The organism is Bradyrhizobium diazoefficiens (genome assembly GCF_016612535.1).
Taxonomy (GTDB): domain Bacteria; phylum Pseudomonadota; class Alphaproteobacteria; order Rhizobiales; family Xanthobacteraceae; genus Bradyrhizobium; species Bradyrhizobium diazoefficiens_C.
Genome location: NZ_JAENXS010000002.1, coordinates 401,914 through 419,320, shown reverse-complemented (window position 1 = coordinate 419,320; position 17,407 = coordinate 401,914). Strand labels below are relative to the sequence as shown.

Annotated in this window: 15 protein-coding genes; 7 read left to right on the top strand and 8 right to left on the bottom strand. The window is 63.8% G+C overall.

From position 1 onward, the window contains the following. Positions 1-189 precede the first annotated feature (189 nt). Complete coding sequence (locus JJE66_RS18715; protein WP_200515787.1) at positions 190-795, top strand: PepSY domain-containing protein; 606 nt, start codon at positions 190-192, stop codon at positions 793-795. A 218-nt stretch (positions 796-1,013) separates the two neighbouring features. Then, complete coding sequence (locus JJE66_RS18710; protein ID WP_200515786.1) at positions 1,014-2,051, top strand: aspartate-semialdehyde dehydrogenase; 1,038 nt, start codon at positions 1,014-1,016, stop codon at positions 2,049-2,051. A 124-nt stretch (positions 2,052-2,175) separates the two neighbouring features. On the opposite strand, the gene queA is transcribed toward JJE66_RS18710, so the two are convergent. Genes queA through coaD form a run of 5 tightly spaced genes read right to left on the bottom strand, consistent with a single transcriptional unit; the run spans position 2,176 to position 5,305 of the window. Further along, on the bottom strand, positions 2,176-3,249 hold the full coding sequence (gene queA, locus JJE66_RS18705) for a tRNA preQ1(34) S-adenosylmethionine ribosyltransferase-isomerase QueA (RefSeq protein WP_200515785.1): 1,074 nt from the start codon (positions 3,247-3,249) through the stop codon (positions 2,176-2,178). A gap of 50 nt (positions 3,250-3,299) precedes the next feature. Continuing rightward, a complete protein-coding gene (locus JJE66_RS18700) occupies positions 3,300-3,764 on the bottom strand; it encodes a peptidylprolyl isomerase (protein WP_045007486.1) in 465 nt (154 codons plus the stop codon). After that, the gene (locus JJE66_RS18695; protein ID WP_200515784.1) at positions 3,761-4,186 is read right to left on the bottom strand and encodes a hypothetical protein; all 426 of its coding nucleotides are present in this window, start codon (positions 4,184-4,186) and stop codon (positions 3,761-3,763) included. The genes JJE66_RS18700 and JJE66_RS18695 overlap by 4 nt, the downstream gene beginning before the upstream one ends. Positions 4,187-4,194: 8 nt before the next feature. Then, positions 4,195-4,770 carry a peptidylprolyl isomerase gene (locus JJE66_RS18690; RefSeq protein ID WP_200515783.1) on the bottom strand — a complete coding sequence of 192 codons (576 nt, stop codon included), beginning with the start codon at positions 4,768-4,770 and terminating at the stop codon, positions 4,195-4,197. A 37-nt stretch (positions 4,771-4,807) separates the two neighbouring features. After that, on the bottom strand, positions 4,808-5,305 hold the full coding sequence (gene coaD, locus JJE66_RS18685; protein ID WP_200515782.1) for a pantetheine-phosphate adenylyltransferase: 498 nt from the start codon (positions 5,303-5,305) through the stop codon (positions 4,808-4,810). 259 nt (positions 5,306-5,564) lie between these two features. Between coaD and JJE66_RS18680 the strand changes: the two genes are divergently transcribed. After that, positions 5,565-5,822 carry a hypothetical protein gene (locus tag JJE66_RS18680; RefSeq protein ID WP_200515781.1) on the top strand — a complete coding sequence of 86 codons (258 nt, stop codon included), beginning with the start codon at positions 5,565-5,567 and terminating at the stop codon, positions 5,820-5,822. Between the two features lie 200 nt (positions 5,823-6,022). Beyond that, a complete protein-coding gene (locus JJE66_RS18675; protein ID WP_200515779.1) occupies positions 6,023-7,876 on the top strand; it encodes a potassium transporter Kup in 1,854 nt (617 codons plus the stop codon). Between the two features lie 114 nt (positions 7,877-7,990). Here the strand turns inward: JJE66_RS18675 and gyrA are convergent, their stop codons facing one another. The 3 genes from gyrA to JJE66_RS18660 all read right to left on the bottom strand — a co-directional run bounded on the left by gyrA (position 7,991) and on the right by JJE66_RS18660 (position 12,000). After that, complete coding sequence (gyrA, locus tag JJE66_RS18670) at positions 7,991-10,735, bottom strand: DNA gyrase subunit A (RefSeq protein WP_200515778.1); 2,745 nt, start codon at positions 10,733-10,735, stop codon at positions 7,991-7,993. 168 nt (positions 10,736-10,903) lie between these two features. Next, positions 10,904-11,302: a DUF2306 domain-containing protein gene (locus JJE66_RS18665; protein ID WP_200515777.1), complete on the bottom strand. Its 399-nt coding sequence runs from the start codon at positions 11,300-11,302 to the stop codon at positions 10,904-10,906. Positions 11,303-11,505: 203 nt separating this feature from the next. Next, positions 11,506-12,000 (bottom strand): single-stranded DNA-binding protein, encoded by a 495-nt coding sequence (locus JJE66_RS18660; protein WP_200515775.1) that lies wholly within the window; start codon positions 11,998-12,000, stop codon positions 11,506-11,508. A 431-nt stretch (positions 12,001-12,431) separates the two neighbouring features. Between JJE66_RS18660 and JJE66_RS18655 the strand changes: the two genes are divergently transcribed. The 3 genes from JJE66_RS18655 (at position 12,432) to uvrA (ending at position 17,388) form a co-directional block, all read left to right on the top strand. Continuing rightward, entirely contained in the window at positions 12,432-13,199 is a 768-nt protein-coding gene (locus tag JJE66_RS18655) for an outer membrane protein (protein ID WP_200515773.1), read from the top strand. A gap of 257 nt (positions 13,200-13,456) precedes the next feature. Then, positions 13,457-14,116 (top strand): outer membrane protein, encoded by a 660-nt coding sequence (locus JJE66_RS18650; RefSeq protein ID WP_200515771.1) that lies wholly within the window; start codon positions 13,457-13,459, stop codon positions 14,114-14,116. A 293-nt stretch (positions 14,117-14,409) separates the two neighbouring features. After that, complete coding sequence (uvrA, locus tag JJE66_RS18645) at positions 14,410-17,388, top strand: excinuclease ABC subunit UvrA (protein ID WP_200515770.1); 2,979 nt, start codon at positions 14,410-14,412, stop codon at positions 17,386-17,388. Positions 17,389-17,407 lie beyond the last annotated feature (19 nt).

The following is a 17,407-nucleotide window of genomic DNA, read 5'->3' as shown; positions in this document are numbered from 1 at the left end:
AACGATACGGTATGGTTTAGTTATAGCGATACGGACCGCTTTTTTCACCAGCCCCAAAGGGGGTCCGTATCGCTCCGATCGCCGGGACGGGTGCAGCCCGTTTCGACAATCAGCGGCCGGCCATTGCCCGTGGTCGGCCGCGACTTCTTTACGATTATCCGGCACACTCGCCGTGCGAGGGTTTCGAGCATGAAAGCAGCACCACGATACACTTGGCAGTTGCTGGCGGTCGCCCTGTCGGGGCTGCTCATCGCAGCGCCGGCGCACGCAATCGTCTCGGCGGGCAATACACCCACCGCCCTCCACGGCGAGACAGATGGTGACGCCGCGGCGGACCGCCAGGCCGTCAGCCGCGAGATCGAGCGCTTCCGCACCTCGTCGATCTCGATCAGCCAGGCGATGGCGATTGCGGAAGCCCGTCATGCCGGCGCGACCACTGCGGATGTCAGCTTCGACGGCGGCTCGGGCGTACCGGTGTACCGGGTGAAAACCCTGCACAACGACCGGATCTGGAAGCAGACCATCAACGCCGCGACTGGTGAACTGATGGGCGGCGAAGCCGCCCTCCCCCTGGCCGAGTTGGACCTCGAGGATCGCAGCAACCTCGCAGCGCTCGGCACCATCAGGCACCGCCTTGCGGATGCGGTCCGCGTCGCCGAGCGCGCAGCGTCCGGCAAGGCCATCAGCGGCGGGCTGGTGCGCGAGGGCGGCCGGCTCAATTTCGCGATCGTCGTCATCAGCGGCGACGACCTCAAGGAAGTCATCCTCGAGCCACCGGGCGCCCGGGGCAAATAACGCCGGCCACAATCCCGCCGAAAAGCCATTGACGGCCGCAAGACTCTCCCGCATAAGTCGCCGCCATGTTCACGACCACCAAACGCACGACCAAAACCACCGCGGCCTTCGGGGCCCGGGGAGGCGTGCGCTTGTAGTCGTCGACTAAAACGCAATCAGCTCTACCGAAGCCCCGCCCATGATGGTCCGGGGCTTTTTTGTTGTCTTAATCGATCTCAATGGAGGACACAGTGAGTAACGATCCCGTCGTCGCGATTGTCGGCGTCACCGGCGCGGTGGGCGCCGAATTCATCGCCACCATGGACAAGCGCGGCTTTCGCGTCGGTAGGCTCAAGGCGCTCGCCAGCGCCCGCTCGGCCGGCAAGACGGTGTCGTTCCGCGGCAAGGATGTCGTCATTGAGGAATTGACCGAGCGCGCCTTCGAGGGCGTCGACATCGCGCTGTTCTCCGCCGGCGGCAGCATCTCGAAGAAGTACGCGCCGCTCGCGGTCAAGGCCGGCGCTGTCGTCGTCGACAACTCCTCCGCGTTCCGGATGGATCCGAATGTGCCGCTGGTGATCCCCGAGGTCAACGGCAACCGCATCAGGGATCACAAGGGCATCATTGCCAACCCGAATTGCGCGGCGATCACCGCGCTGGTGCCGCTGTGGCCAATCCACCAGAAGAACCGCATCAAGCGCGTCATCATCTCGACTTACCAGGCCGCGAGCGGCGCCGGCGCGGCAGCGATGGAGGAGCTCGTCGAATCCACCCGCGCCAATCTCAACGGGCAGGTCTATACGCCGAAGGTGATGCCTCACCCCTACGCCTTCAACCTTTTCAACCACAACACCGCCGTCGATCCCGAGACCGGCTACAACGATGAAGAGACCAAGGTCATCAAGGAGACCCGCAAGATCTTCGAGGACGAGACCATCGCCATCGGCGTCACCTGCGTCCGCGTCCCGGTGCTGCGCGCCCATTGCGAGGCCATCACCTTCGAATGCGAGAAGGAGATCACCGAGGACCAGGTCCGCGCCATCATGGCGCAGGCCCCTGGCGTGAAGGTCGTCGATGATCGCGTGAAGAACTATTTCCCGATGCCGATCGACGCCTCCGGCCAGGACGACGTCCTGGTCGGCCGCATCCGCAAGGATCTCAGCGATCCCAGTGGGCATTCGATCTCGATGTTCGTGGCGGCCGATCAGTTGCTCAAAGGCGCGGCGCTGAACGCCGTGCAAATCGCGGAGCTGTTGCCACAGCGGGTGATGGCGTAACGGAAGCTGCGTAGGGTGGGTTAGCCCTGCGGACTGCGCAAAGCGCAGACCGCTCGGCGTAACCCACCGCGGTCTCCATCCGCAGAAACAGAAGTGGTGGGTTACGCCTTGTGGCTAACCCACCCTACGGCTCTGTCCGAAACAGCAAGCAGGCGTCGCCGTACGAATAGAACCGGTAGCCCTGCGCGATCGCATGCGCATACGCGCGCTGCATCGTCTCCAGCCCCGAAAACGCCGACACCAGCATGAACAATGTCGACTTCGGCAAATGGAAGTTCGTCATCAGGACATCGACGGCGCGGAAGCGATATCCGGGGGTGATGAAGATCGAGGTCTCTGCCGCGAACGGCTGAACGCTGCCATCCTCAGCTGCCGCGCTCTCCAGCAGCCGCAACGACGTCGTGCCGACGGCGACGATGCGACCGCCATTTTTTCGCGCGACGTTGAGCCGTTCCGCGGTCTCGGCCGGGATCGTGCCCCACTCGGCATGCATCTTGTGACCTTCAGTGTCATCCACCTTGACCGGCAGGAAGGTCCCTGCCCCGACATGCAGCGTGATGCGGTTGATGCCGATTCCGCGCACGCGCAGCGCCTGCTCCAGCGCAGGGGTGAAATGGAGCCCGGCGGTAGGAGCCGCGACGGCGCCTTCATTGGCCGCGAACATGGTCTGGTAGTCGGCGAGGTCCTGCTCATCAGGCGTGCGTTTTGAGGCGATATAGGGCGGTAGCGGCGGGCTGCCGAGATCGGCGATGGCCTGGTCGAGCGCGGGGCCATGGAACGAGAATGACAGCGTCACCTCGCCCTCCTCACCCTTGGCCTCGACCTCGGCATCGAGATGGCCGAGCAGACAGACCTTGCCTTCATTGCCGAAGCGGATGCGGTCGCCGGCGACGAGCTTCTTCGCCGGCTTCACCAGCGCCTGCCAGCGCGAGCCGTCGAGGCGCTTGATCAGGGTGGCCTCGATCTTGGGCTCGGTCTCGCGGCCGATGCGACGGCCCCTCAGTTGCGCCGAGATCACCTTGGTGTCGTTGACGACGAGCTGATCGCCCGGTCTCAGCCATTGCGGCAGATCGGCAATGGTCTGGTCGCGCAGTGCGCCGTTCTCGACGACCAGCATCTTCGCGGAGTCGCGCGGGTGCGCGGGGCGCAACGCGATGCGCTCGGGCGGCAGATCGAAATCGAAGAGGTCGGTGCGCACGTGAGGTACCTTGCCATGCCCCGCAGAAGCGCGAGGCATGGCGGCAGTCGTTACTCCGCGTCAGCGGCCATCCGCGCCTTGACGATCTTGTCCGGATTCTGCACCGGCTCGCCGCGCTTGATCTTGTCGACGTTCTCCATGCCCTCGGTGACCTTGCCCCACACGGTGTACTGGTTGTCGAGGAAGCGGGCGTCGTCGAAGACGATGAAGAACTGGCTGTCAGCGGAGTCGGGGCTCGCCGCACGGGCCATCGAGGTGACGCCGCGCACATGCGGCTCCTTGTTGAACTCGGCCTTCAGCTTCTGACCCGAGCCGCCGGTGCCGGTGCCATGCGGGCAGCCGGTCTGCGCCATGAAGCCGTCGATCACGCGGTGGAATACGATTCCATCGTAGAAGCCTTCACGGACCAGCTCCTTGATGCGGGCGACATGGCCCGGCGCGAGGTCGGGACGCATCTCGATGGTGACGGGGCCCTGGGTGGTCTCGAGGATCAAGGTGTTTTCAGTGGCGCTCATGCTCGTCTCTCTTGCGTTGGGGGTGAAGTCTTGTCAGGTGAAGTTTTGCGGCTACGGAACTCGATCGCGAATGGACGTCCCGCAGCGGCGCCGGCCATTGCATCGGTAAATGGCATTGGCGTGCAGCGTTGCAACGCCTCCATCACCGCGATCCGGTATTGCAGCCGGTCATTGTCGGAGGCCTCCGCGGATTCATAGGTAATCCTCGGATGGCCCAGAATGTTTCCGGACCGGTTAAAGCTCACGACGACGGTGATATCGATGGGGCGAGCCTTGCTGGACGATGGCGGCTTCCAGCAGGTCCGCAGATGCTGGAAGATGTCGTGGATGGTGTTGACCGGCGCATCCTCTGCGGCCGCGGCCGAGACGCCGAACAGCAGCACTGCTGCAGCGAGCAGAAGCCTGTCGCCACGGCGTGCCATGCGTTTCCTTATTTGATGTCGGAGGCGACCTGCACCTTCACCATCTTGTCGGGATCGGTGACGGTGCCGCTCGGCGAGCCGGCCGGCGCCTTCTTCAGCTTGTCGACCACGTCCATGCCCTGCACGACTTCGCCGACCACGGTGTACTGGTTATCGAGGCTGCCGCCGTCGGCGAACATGATGAAGAACTGCGAGTTCGCGGTATCGACGCTGTCGCCGCGACGGGCCATGCCTACGATGCCGCGGGCGAAATGAACCTTGGAGAATTCCTGCTTCAGGTTCGGATATTTCGAGCCGCCGGTGCCGTTGAAGTTCTGGCCGTCGCCGGTCTGGGCCATGAAGCCGTCCATCACGCGGTGGAACGGCACATTGTTGTAGAAGCCCTCGCGCGCGAGCTGCTTGAGGCGCTCGGCGTGATGTGGCGCAAGATCGGTCCTGAGCTTGATGACGATGCGGCCCTTGGTGGTGTCGATGACGAGCGCGTTGGCCTTGTCGAGATTGGCCGGCAGCTGCTGCGCCATTGCCGGAACGGCGCCAATCAGCGCGACGAACATCGTGGCAAGAATTGCGAGACGACGGATCATGGAAACTCCGGATCAGGTGAGATGAAGAAGCGCGCCGTTATCCGGCGAATTTGGCCTTGAGCAGGGATGCGACGAGCGGCGGCACGAAGGTCGAAACATCGCCGCCCATGGCCGCGATCTGACGTACCAGTGTGGCGGCGATCGGGCGAACCATCGGCGAGGCCGGCAGGAACACCGTGTGCACCTCCGGCGCCATGGCCTCGTTCATGCCGGCGAGCCGCATTTCGTAATCGAGGTCGGTGCCGTCTCGCAAACCACGAATCATGATCGTTGCGCCATGCTTGCGGGCGGCGGTCACGGAGAGATCGTCGAAAGTAGCGGCCTCGAGGATGCAGCCCGCCTGGGCCGCCACCGGGCCGCAGACGTCGTAGAGCATCTTGAGCCGCTCTTCAGTCGAGAACAGCGGCTTCTTCCCGGGATGGACGCCGATTGCGACAACCAGCCGGTCGCACAGGGGGACGGCATGCCGGACCACGTCCAGATGGCCGTTGGTGATCGGGTCGAAGGAACCAGGGTAGAAGGCAATGCGCGGCATGGCCTCCTCCTACTCCGCCCGGGCCGGCCCGGCAAGCCGGGCGGGTTCCTTGTCAGTTTCCTGCCGGTTTTTCCGCCGGCCCATGTCGGAAGGTCCCGGATTGTTTCGTCCTCGGGGCGGCCACGAAACAAAGCGAGGCGCGCACGAAACCATTTCCCGTATCGGCGAAGACGTCCGGAAACTGGTCATGGTTACTAATCCACCCAACGAACGACGGGCCGCGCACTGGGCGTAGCGGCCGCATCACAGGGGACCGTCAATGATCAAGGCTCTTTCAGCGATCGCTATTGCTGCGTGTGTTGCTACCGCCCTCACCCTCCTGCCCGGTTTTGCTCCGACCGTCGAAGCGAGCGTGCCGCAGCCGCTCGCCAAGGGCGACCGGCTCGACATCAAGATCATCGGCCCTGACTGCTCGCAGCAGGCCTGGCCGAATTTCGAGGCATCCTGCCTGCGTCGCGCCGGCACCAAAACCGACGTCCGCGTGGCGCGCCTCGTGACCGCCGATCGTACGCCGTAGTCGCCGTGTAAGCTTGGCGTCATCAACGCCGGGACAATCCCAAGATAATCCCGATGGATATTTGCGACGTCCCGTCGCAGACTGGCCTGACGCTCGCGCCCCGCGGAATGGCCCGTCGGGCGCGATCCCATCGGGGGTCGCCTTTGTCCAGTACGCCTGCAATCGCTTCCGGCCATCATCCTGACCCGTTGCCGATTGCCATGACCATGGGCGCCCTGGGGGTGGTCTATGGCGATATCGGCACCAGCCCCCTCTATGCCCTGAAGGAAGCTGCCAAGGCGGTCGCCCAAGGTGCGACGGTGACCCCCGAAGCTGTCCTGGGGGTTGCCTCGCTGATCCTCTGGGCGCTGCTGCTGATCATCTCGTTGAAGTATGCGTTGCTGATCCTGCGCGCGGACAACCGCGGCGAAGGCGGCATCGTCGCGCTGCTGGCGCTGCTGCATGCCCGCCATGCCCAACCCGGGACCTGGCGTGCCCATCTTCTCGTCGTCGGCCTCGTCGGCGCCGCCCTGCTCTATGGCGACGGCGCCATCACACCGGCAATCTCGGTTCTATCAGCCATCGAAGGCCTCAAGGTGGATGCGCCTTCGCTCGCGCCCGTGGTCGTGCCCGTGACCATCGCCATTCTGGTCGGCCTGTTCATGATGCAAAAGCAGGGCACCGGCTTCATCGGCCGCATCTTCGGCCCGGTGATGCTGGCCTGGTTCATCGTGCTGGCCGCGCTCGGCATCCACGGCATCGTCAAGGCGCCGGCCGTGCTGGCGGCGCTGAGCCCGCTCTATGCCTTCGACTTCCTGATCCACCAGGATTTTCACGTCTCCTTTGCGATCCTCGGTGCGGCCTTCCTGGCGGTGACCGGCGGCGAGGCCATGTATGCCGACATGGGGCATTTCGGCCGCTTCCCGATCCGGCTCGCCTGGTTCGCCATCTGCCTGCCCGCGCTGGTGCTGAATTATTTCGGCCAGGCCGCGCTGTTGATCACCGATCCCAGCATGATCGAGAACCCGTTCTTCCAGCTTTGCCCTGATTTCCTGCACTATCCGCTGGTCGCCTTCTCGGCAGTCGCCACCGTGATCGCTTCGCAGGCGATCATCTCCGGCGTGTTCTCGCTGACGCAGCAGTCGATCCAGCTCGGCTTCCTGCCGCGCATGCAGATCCGCCACACCACCAGCGACGCAATCGGCCAGATCTACGTGCCGCTGGTGAACTGGCTGCTCGCCGCTGCAACGCTCGGCGCGGTCCTGAGCTTCGGCACCTCGGATGCGCTGGCCGGCGCTTACGGCATCGCAGTGTCACTCCTGATGGCGATCACCACGCTGCTCGCCGCCCTGGTTGCAATCCAGTGGGGCTATTCGCCGTGGCTCGTGGTGGCCGTGAACGGCTTCTTCTTCGTGATCGACGTGATCTTCTTCTCGGCCAACTCGATCAAGCTGTTCGAAGGCGGCTGGTTTCCGCTGCTGCTCGCCGCCATCGTCGCCTTCCTGATGATGACCTGGCGCAGCGGCGTGAAGCTGGTTGAGGCCGCGCGCGGCAAGCTGCGCCAGCCCGAGGAAGACCTGATCGAGACAGCCGTCAACAAATGCAGCGCGCGCCTGCCCGGCACTGCCGTATTCCTGGCGTCCGCACCGAATGGCGTGCCGCTCGCGCTGACGCAATTCGTCAAGCACAACCACGTGCTGCACGAACGCGTCATTCTCGTCACCGTGCTGATCGAGGAGTTGCCTCACGTTGCCGACCAGGACCGCGCCGAGTTGATCGAGATCATTCCCGGCATCACCCGCGTGATCCTGCATTACGGCTTCATGCAGAATCCGACGATCTATGAGGGACTAACGCTCGCCTGCCGCCAGGGCCAGTTGCCCGGCATCGACCTCTCCGACATCACCTATTATGTCGGCCGCGAGACCATCATCCCGAGCGAGGACATTCCGGGCATGTGGGTCTGGCGCGAAGGCCTGTTCGCCTTCCTCCAGCGCAACGCCGAGCGCTCGGCCGCGTTCTTCGGTGTGCCGACCAAGCAGGTGGTGGAGTTCGGGACGGAGCTGGAGATCTAGACTAGCGCAAATCGGTAGCCCGGATGGAGCGAAGCGCAATCCGGATTTCATAGCCAAGTCAGCACGTCCCGGATTTCGCTTCGCTCGATCCGGGCTACGGGGAGTGACTACACGTCACTCTCCGTTTGACTCCCCATTCTCGCCGTTGCCGCTCTCGGCCTCTTCCGTGATGTGCTCGACCGAGACGACATGTTCGTCCTCCGCGGTATCGAACACGATCACGCCCTGGGTCGAGCGGCCGGCGATGCGGATGCCCTCGACCGGGCAGCGGATCAGCTGGCCCTTGTCGGTGACGAGCATGATCTGGTCGGCGTCCTCCACCGGGAAGGATGCTACGAGGTTGCCGTTGCGGTTGTTGACGCTCATGGCGACGATGCCTTTGCCGCCGCGGCCGGTGGTGCGGTACTCGTAGGACGAGGTCCGCTTGCCGAAGCCGTTGACGGAAACGGTCAGCACCACCTGCTCGGCCGCCGACATCTCGATATAGCGCTCCTGCGAGAGCTGGAAGCTGCCGGACGTCTCCTCGGCCTCGGCATCCACTGCCGGCTCCTCGGCCGCAGCCTCGCCGGCGACCGCGCGGCGCATCTTCAGATAAGCCGAGCGTTCGTCCGAAGACGTCTCGACATGGCGCAGGATCGCCAGCGAGATCACCTTGTCGCCGTCGCCAAGCGCAATGCCGCGCACGCCCATCGAGGTGCGCCCGGTGAACACGCGCACGTCGGTGACGGGGAAACGGATGCACTGGCCGCCCGCACCGGTCAGCAACACGTCGTCACGCTCGGTGCAGATCTGCACGTCGACGATCGCTTCATTGTCGTCGAGCTTCATGGCGATGATGCCGGAGCGGCGGACATCGACGAAGTCGGACAGCTTGTTGCGGCGGACATTGCCGCCGGTGGTGGCGAACATCACGTCGAGGTTGCCCCAGGTCGATTCGTCCTCGGGCAGCGGCATGATGGTGGTGATGCGCTCGCCCTGCTCCAGCGGCAGGATGTTGATCAACGCCTTGCCGCGCGCGTTGGGAGCTGCCATCGGCAGCCGCCAGACCTTCTCCTTGTAGACCTGGCCGCGGGACGAGAAGAACAGCACCGGCGTATGCGTGGAGGCCACGAACAGGCGGCTGACGAAATCCTCGTCGCGGGTCTGCATGCCGGCGCGGCCCTTGCCGCCGCGGCGCTGCGCCCGATAGGCCGACAGCGGCACGCGCTTGACGTAGCCGGCGTGCGAGACGGTGACGACCATGTCCTCGCGCTGGATCAGGTCCTCGTCCTCGACCTCGCCTTCCTGCTCCATGATGACGGTCTTGCGCGGCGTGGCGAACTCCGCCCTCACCTCGGCGAGCTCGGTCTTGACGATGTCCAGGACGCGGGCGCGCGAGCGCAGAATGTCGAGATAGTCGCTGATCTCCACGGCGAGCTTGGAGAGTTCATCGCCGATCTCGTCACGGCCGAGCGCGGTGAGGCGCTGAAGGCGCAGGTCGAGAATGGCCCTCGCCTGTTCCATCGACAGCCGGATCGTGCCGTCCTCGCTGATGCGGTGGCGCGGATCGTCGATCAGCGTCAGCATGTCCTCGACGTCCCGGGCCGGCCAGTCGCGCGACATCAAGGTGTCGCGGGCGGTGGTCGGGTCGGGTGAGGTGCGGATGACGCGGATCATCTCGTCGATATTGGCGACCGCGATCGCCAGACCGACTAGGATATGAGCGCGATCGCGGGCCTTGGCGAGCAGGTACTTGGTGCGCCGTGTGACGACCCGCTCACGGAAGTCGACGAAGATGGCCAGCAGGTCCTTCAGATGCATGATCCGCGGACGGCCACTGTCGAGCGCCACCATGTTGACGCCGAAGCTCGTCTGCAGCGGCGTGAATCTGTACAGCTGGTTCAGCACCACGTCCGGCACGGCGTCGCGTTTCAACTCGATGACGACGCGATAGCCGTCGCGGTCCGATTCATCGCGCAGGTCGCCGATGCCCTCGATCTTCTTTTCCTTGACCAGCTCGGCGATGCGCTCGACCATCGTCGCCTTGTTCACCTGGTAGGGGATCTCGGTGATGATGAGCGCCTCGCGCTCCTTGCGGATGGTCTCGATCGCAACCTTGCCACGCATGACGATCGAGCCGCGGCCGAGGTGATAGGCAGCGCGGATGCCCGCCCGTCCGAGAATGATGCCGCCGGTCGGAAAATCCGGTCCCGGAACGATGTTGGTCAGTTCGTCGATGGTGAGCGCGGGATTGTCGATCAGCGCCACGCAGGCATCGATGACCTCGCCGAGATTGTGCGGCGGAATGTTCGTGGCCATGCCGACCGCGATGCCGCCGGCGCCGTTGACCAGAAGGTTCGGGAACTTGGCCGGAAGGACCGACGGCTCAGTTTCGTTGTTGTCGTAGTTCGGCTGAAAGTCGACGGTGTCCTTGTCGATGTCGGCCAGCAGGGCCAGCGCCGACTTGGTCAGTCGCGCTTCGGTATAACGATAGGCGGCAGGCGGATCGCCGTCGACCGAGCCGAAATTGCCCTGGCCGTCGATCAGCGGCACGCGCATCGAGAAGTCCTGCGCCATGCGGACCATCGCATCGTAAATCGACTGGTCGCCGTGCGGATGATACTTACCGATGACGTCGCCGACCACGCGGGCGGACTTCACGTACTTCTTGTCGGGCGTGTGGCCCTGCTCGTGCATCGAGTACAGGATGCGGCGATGCACCGGCTTCAGACCGTCGCGGGCATCAGGCAACGCACGCGCCACGATCACGCTCATGGCGTAATCGAGGTAGGACTTCTTCATCTCCTCGAAGATGGAGACGGGGCGAATATCCGAGCGCTCCGGCTCGTCGCCGGGCTTCTTGTTGTCGTCGTCGGCCAAAGGGGAATCCGGTGAAATTTTATCTGGGAATCATATAGCGCATCGAGGCCCTGATAACCACCCTTGCAAGCTCTTGGGAAGCGGTTTTTCCGTTTGTTTTTCCAGAGACTTACGCGATTCTCACCGCCGCCCTCGGCGGCCCCGGAATGAACCGCCTCGAAGCATCCGTCACGCCCCGAAAATCACCCGGTGCATGATGCGTCCGGGCACCAGCGTGAACAGCCCCGCCACCACCAACGCGCCAGTGAACAGCAGGATCATGATGCGCCGGTGATCGGTGACGCGATGGGTGTGCGCCCGCCACACCGCGAGCGGCAGCATCACCAGCGTGAAGATCGACAACAGATGGATCGGGCTGAACGGCCCGACCAAGCGGATCTGGTGGATCCAGAACGACGAGGCAGCCACCGTCGTCATCAGCGCCACCCAGATCCAGCCGAGCGTCCGGTGCGGCAGCCTGCCCTTGGGGGCTGCGAACTGGACGAGGCCGAGCACGAACGCCGCCATCGCCGCGAAGGCGTGCAGCGGGATCGCCGGAGCGGCGTCAAGCAGCGGCGCGAGGCTCATGCAGAACTGTCCTCCAAATCGGCGGGAACCGACCATGTGAATAGGATTAACATAAAGTTAATACCATTCACATAGGGCGCTGTCAAAGGCTTGAGGCAGCACATGAGGTCCGCCCGGAAAACCCGAGCTTTGCCCGTAAATTGGTTGGAAGTCCTTCCGCCTTACGCGAGCAGGCAACGTCCAACGCCCGCGCGCGCTCCGTCTCAGAACGGGATGTCGTCGTCCATGTCGTTGCGACCGCCGCCGCCGCCGGCGGCCACGGGACGGCGCGGTGCGCTGCTGACCGGACCCGACGAGCCGAAATCGCCGCCCGGCTCATCGGCGAAGTTACCGCCTCCTCCGCCGCTGCGGCCATCGAGCATCGTCAGCGTCGAGTTGAAGCCCTGGAGCACGACTTCGGTGGAGTACTTCTCGACACCGCTCTGGTCGGTCCATTTGCGGGTTTGGAGCGCGCCCTCGATATAAACCTTGGCGCCCTTCTTCAAGTACTGCTCGACGATCTTGCAGAGCGGTTCGCTGAAGATCACGACCCGATGCCACTCGGTCTTTTCCTTGCGCTCGCCACTATTCTTGTCGCGCCAGGTCTCCGAGGTGGCGATGCTCAAATTTGCGATCGGCCGCCCGTCCTGGGTGCGGCGGATTTCCGGATCCTTGCCGAGATTTCCAACCAGAATGACCTTGTTGACGCTTCCCGCCATCGCCGCTCTCCACTCCAAATCCACTGAATCGATAAAGGCGCGCCCGCGCTGCCGCCTGTTGGGCCGACCCTATACGCTACGAGCGCGGATCGACCCGCCACGCCCTCGGTTATCCCCACATATAGCATCGACCGAACATTTGTTCCAGATTTGTTCCTGTCGAAATTGACGCGAAATGAGCGCACGCCTCTCACTCTGTGCCACTCTTCACGTCGCGATGAATTGGAACCCTGCCGAGTTCCCCAGATCGAGCAAAAGCACTTAACATTCATCAAGTTAGGTGCACACCAATTGACCCGTAACTGTTGCATTCCGGCGACGGACTCTCCCTCCAGATCGCACTACGGTTGCCTCGGAATTGGTTCTTGTGGGCGTCGCGCCTGATTGACCGCTTCGGGGACCTCTGGAGCGGCGAAACTGGGGAGACTGCAATGAAGAAAATTCTGTTCGCTACAATCGGTATCGTTGCGTTGGGCCTGTCTGCACCTGCGAGTGCAGCGGATCTCGCAACACGTCCTTACACCAAGGCGCCGGCGCCGATGGTCGCCACCATCTATGACTGGAGTGGCTTCTACATCGGCATCAATGGCGGTGGCGGATCGAGCCACAAATGCTGGGACAATGTTGTGCTCGGCGGCGGTGCGTTCGTAGGCGGCGAAGGCTGCCACAACGCCACCGGCGGCACGGTCGGTGGCCAGGTCGGCTACCGCTGGCAGTCCGCCAACTGGGTGTTCGGCCTTGAGGGCCAGGGCAACTGGGCCGACTTCTCCGGCGACAATGTCAGCGTTCTCTTTCCGGCCCAGCGCAACCGCACGAAGATCGACGCCTTCGGCTTGATCACGGGTCAGGTCGGCTATGCCTGGAACAACGTGCTGTTCTACGTGAAGGGCGGCGGCGCCGTGGTCGCCGACAAGTACAACATCTACACCGCGCCCGGCTTCGCCGGTGCCGGCACCCTGCTCGCTTCCGCCAAGGACAACCGCTGGGGTGGCACGGTCGGAGCCGGCCTCGAGTTCGGCTTTGCGCCGAACTGGACAGTCGGCGTCGAGTACGACCACATCTTCCTGGGCGGTCGGACCCTCACACTCAACGCGCCGGGCGGGGGGGCATTCCAGAGCGATCACATCAGCCAGAACGTCGACATGGGCCTCGTCCGCCTCAACTATCGCTTTGGCGGCCCGGTGATCGCCAGGTACTAATCAAGTACTAATCAGGCACTGATCCACCTGATATCATTCGAGAATTCGAAGGCCGGCCTCGCGCCGGCCTTTTCATTGCTTGTTCCCTGCGGGAACTATAGGTCAGCGGCAGTTACATTTTGCGCCCGTTGTGACTTTTGGGAGACACAACTTACGGCTTCAATGGTGTACGACGACGTCAGTTGGACCACAGCGTCCGCTGCCCTTCCGACGCACGGAAGGCAACAACAGAAACTGGGACTGGGATTACGTTGAAAATGAAAAAGGTTTTGTTGGCTTCGGCCTGTTTGTTCGCACTCGCCGCTCCGGCTTCGGCCGCCGATCTCGCGGCGCGCCCCTACACCAAGGCTCCGGTCGCTATGGCCTCGGTCTACAACTGGACCGGTTTCTACCTCGGTCTCGTTGGCGGCGGCGCCTGGGAAGATTCGAGCAGCCCCCGGATGCAGGGCGGCTTCGTCGGCGGCACCGCCGGCTACAACTGGCAGACCGGCAACGTCGTGTTCGGCCTCGAGGCCGACGGCGCCTGGGCTGACGTCAACGCTTCGGCCACCGCGCTCGGCATCACCGTGTCCTCCAAGACCGACGCGATGGGCACCGTGCGCGGCCGCATTGGCTACGCCGTCAACCAGATCCTGTTCTACGGCACCGGCGGCTACGCCTGGATCGACAACAAAATCAGCCTCTCCGCGCTCGGCGTGACCGCGTCGGACAGCAAGTGGCACTCGGGCTGGACCGTCGGCGCGGGCGTCGAAGCGTTCATTGCTCCGCAGTGGTCGATCAAGGGCGAGTACCTCTATCGCAGCCTCGGCGGCGAGACTTACTTCAGCGGCGCCCTGCCGACCGGCACGCTCAACTTCCACACCGTGCAGTTCGGCGTGAACTATCACTTCAACGGCCCGATCGTCGCCAAGTACTGAGCGCTGCAGTACTGAGCTTCGCTTCCAACGCTATCGCGTTACGAAAGGCCGGCCTTGCGCCGGCCTTTTTGTTTTCGCGGCCCGTTCCAGCGCCATCCCGCACCCGGTTCCTCCTGCCACATGCCGCCAGCGCGCCAACAATCCGTTGACGATTCGCAAGTCCTACTGGAAATCCGTCTCCGTTCTTCCTACGTTCGCTGACAACCCCATCGGCGCCGATCCCGGTTCCGGGCGAAGCGCGCCTTTTCGTTGGCGCGATCGCGCGCCTTTGGGATTCCTCGAGGGCAACGCGGATGGATGAAGTGATCAAGGCGAAGCGCCAACAGCAGAACGCGGGCTCCAGCCTGCGCGCAATTACGATCCGTGGCGCGCGCGAGCACAATCTCAAGAACATCGACGTCGAGATTCCCCGCGACAAGCTCGTGGTGTTCACCGGCCTGTCCGGCTCCGGCAAATCCTCGCTCGCCTTCGACACCATCTACGCCGAGGGCCAGCGCCGCTATGTCGAGTCGCTCTCGGCCTATGCCCGCCAGTTCCTGGAGATGATGCAGAAGCCGGACGTCGACCAGATCGACGGCCTGTCGCCGGCGATCTCGATCGAGCAAAAGACGACATCGAAGAATCCGCGCTCCACCGTCGGCACCGTGACCGAGATCTACGACTATATGCGCCTGCTCTGGGCGCGCGTCGGCGTGCCCTATTCGCCGGCCACGGGCCTGCCGATCGAAAGCCAGACCGTCTCGCAGATGGTCGACCGCGTGCTGGCGCTGCCCGAGGGCACCCGCCTCTATCTGCTGGCCCCCGTCGTGCGCGGCCGCAAGGGCGAGTACCGGAAAGAGCTCGCCGAATGGCTCAAGAAGGGTTTTCAGCGCGTCAAGATCGACGGCACCTTCCATGAGCTTGCGGAAGCGCCGGCGCTGGACAAGAAATTCCCGCACGACATCGACGTCGTTGTCGACCGCATCGTGGTGCGCGCCGACATCGGCCAGCGGCTCGCCGAAAGCTTCGAGACTGCGCTGAAGCTCGCCGAAGGTCTTGCCGTCATCGAGTACGCCGATGCGCCGGCAGCAGCTGCGCCCGCCGAAGAGAAAAAGAAAACCGCGAAGATCCACGACAAGAGCGGGCCCGAGCGCATGCTGTTCTCGGAAAAATTCGCCTGCCCGGTGTCCGGCTTCACCATCCCCGAGATCGAGCCCAGACTCTTTTCCTTCAACAATCCCTATGGCGCGTGTCCTGCCTGCGGCGGCCTCGGCGTCGAGCAGCATGTCGACGAAGACCTCGTCATCCCCGACAAGGAACTGGCGATCGGCAAGGGCGCGATCGCGCCGTGGGCCAAATCCTCGTCACCCTATTACGTGCAGACGCTGACGGCGCTCGGCAAGCACTACAAATTCACGTTGACCACCAAATGGAAGGATCTGCCGAAGAAGACGCGAGACGCGATCCTCCATGGCTCCGGCGAGGACGAGATCAAGTTCTCTTATGAGGACGGCGTCCGCTCCTACGACACCAAGAAGCCGTTCGAAGGCGTCATCACCAACATCAACCGCCGCTACCGCGAAACGGAAAGCGAGTGGGCGCGCGAAGAGCTGGCAAAATATTTCCACGACGTGCCCTGCGGCGCCTGCAACGGCTTCCGGCTGAAGCCCGAAGCGCTCTGCGTCAAAATCGGCGGCAAGCATATCGGCGAGATCTCCGAGCTGTCCGTGAAGGGCGCCGGCGCGTGGTTCGAGACCGTGCCGGAGGCGCTGAACACGCAACAGAACGAGATTGCGGGGCGCATCCTTAAGGAGATCCGCGAGCGCCTGACCTTCCTGCTCGACGTCGGCCTCAACTATCTGACCCTGTCCCGCTCCTCCGGCACGCTGTCGGGCGGCGAGAGCCAGCGCATCCGGTTGGCCTCGCAGATCGGCTCGGGCCTGACCGGCGTGCTCTACGTACTGGACGAGCCCTCGATCGGCCTGCACCAGCGCGACAATGCGCGCCTGCTCGACACGCTCAAGCGGCTCCGCGACCTCGGCAACACCGTGATCGTGGTCGAGCATGACGAGGACGCCATTCTCCTCGCCGACTACGTCCTCGACATCGGCCCCGGCGCCGGCATGCATGGCGGCAACATCATCGCCGAAGGCACGCCCGCCGAGATCATGCGCAATCCGAAATCGCTCACCGGCAAATATCTCACCGGCGAGCTCGAGGTCGAGGTGCCGGAGCGGCGTCCGCCGAACCACCGCCGCACCATCAAGGTGGTGAATGCGCGTGGCAATAACCTCAAGAACGTCACGGCGGAGATTCCGCTCGGCCTGTTCACCGCCGTCACCGGCGTCTCCGGCGGCGGCAAGTCGACGCTTCTCATCGACACGCTCTACAAGGCCATCGCGCGCAAGCTGAACAATGCCAGCGAAGGCGCAGCGCCGCACGACCGCATCGAGGGCCTCGAGCATATCGACAAGATCATCGACATCGACCAATCGCCGATCGGCCGCACGCCACGCTCGAACCCCGCGACCTACACTGGCGCTTTCACGCCGATCCGCGAATGGTTCGCGGGCCTGCCCGAATCCAAGGCGCGCGGCTACGAACCCGGCCGCTTCTCCTTCAACGTCAAGGGCGGCCGCTGCGAAGCGTGCCAGGGCGATGGCGTCATCAAGATCGAGATGCACTTTTTGCCTGACGTCTACGTCACCTGTGACGTCTGCAAAGGAAAACGCTACAATCGCGAGACGCTGGAGGTCCTGTTCAAGGGCAAGAGCATTGCCGACGTCCTCGACATGACCGTCGAGGAAGCCGCCGAGTTCTTCAAGGCGGTGCCGCGCGTGCGCGAGACCTTCCAGACGCTGCACCGCGTCGGCCTCGACTACATCCATGTCGGCCAGCAGGCCACGACGCTCTCGGGCGGCGAAGCCCAGCGCGTCAAGCTGGCAAAAGAACTGTCAAAGCGCGCCACCGGCCGCACGCTCTACATCCTGGATGAGCCCACGACCGGTCTGCACTTCCACGACGTCAAGAAGCTGCTGGAAGTGCTGCACGAGCTGGTCGCGCAGGGCAACACGGTCGTCGTCATCGAGCACAATCTCGAAGTCATCAAGACCGCCGACTGGGTCATCGATCTCGGTCCCGAAGGCGGCGACGGCGGCGGCGAGATCGTCGCCTGGGGCCCGCCGGAAGACATCGTGAAAGCGCAGCGGAGCTATACGGGCAAGTTTTTGGCGCCAGTGCTGAAGAAGGCGGGGAAGCCGAAGCGAAGGAGCACGAGCGAGGCGGCGGAGTAGCTGCAGGAGGAAGAATCCG

Coding starts and splice junctions, on each gene's coding strand:
- JJE66_RS18715 (WP_200515787.1), top strand. CDS start 190: ATGAAAGCAGCACCACGATACACTTGGCAGTTGCTGGCGGTCGCCCTG.
- JJE66_RS18710 (WP_200515786.1), top strand. CDS start 1,014: ATGGAGGACACAGTGAGTAACGATCCCGTCGTCGCGATTGTCGGCGTC.
- JJE66_RS18700 (WP_045007486.1), bottom strand. CDS start 3,764: ATGAGCGCCACTGAAAACACCTTGATCCTCGAGACCACCCAGGGCCCC.
- JJE66_RS18695 (WP_200515784.1), bottom strand. CDS start 4,186: ATGGCACGCCGTGGCGACAGGCTTCTGCTCGCTGCAGCAGTGCTGCTG.
- JJE66_RS18690 (WP_200515783.1), bottom strand. CDS start 4,770: ATGATCCGTCGTCTCGCAATTCTTGCCACGATGTTCGTCGCGCTGATT.
- coaD (WP_200515782.1), bottom strand. CDS start 5,305: ATGCCGCGCATTGCCTTCTACCCTGGTTCCTTCGACCCGATCACCAAC.
- JJE66_RS18680 (WP_200515781.1), top strand. CDS start 5,565: ATGATCAAGGCTCTTTCAGCGATCGCTATTGCTGCGTGTGTTGCTACC.
- JJE66_RS18675 (WP_200515779.1), top strand. CDS start 6,023: ATGACCATGGGCGCCCTGGGGGTGGTCTATGGCGATATCGGCACCAGC.
- JJE66_RS18665 (WP_200515777.1), bottom strand. CDS start 11,302: ATGAGCCTCGCGCCGCTGCTTGACGCCGCTCCGGCGATCCCGCTGCAC.
- JJE66_RS18660 (WP_200515775.1), bottom strand. CDS start 12,000: ATGGCGGGAAGCGTCAACAAGGTCATTCTGGTTGGAAATCTCGGCAAG.
- JJE66_RS18655 (WP_200515773.1), top strand. CDS start 12,432: ATGAAGAAAATTCTGTTCGCTACAATCGGTATCGTTGCGTTGGGCCTG.
- JJE66_RS18650 (WP_200515771.1), top strand. CDS start 13,457: ATGAAAAAGGTTTTGTTGGCTTCGGCCTGTTTGTTCGCACTCGCCGCT.
- uvrA (WP_200515770.1), top strand. CDS start 14,410: ATGGATGAAGTGATCAAGGCGAAGCGCCAACAGCAGAACGCGGGCTCC.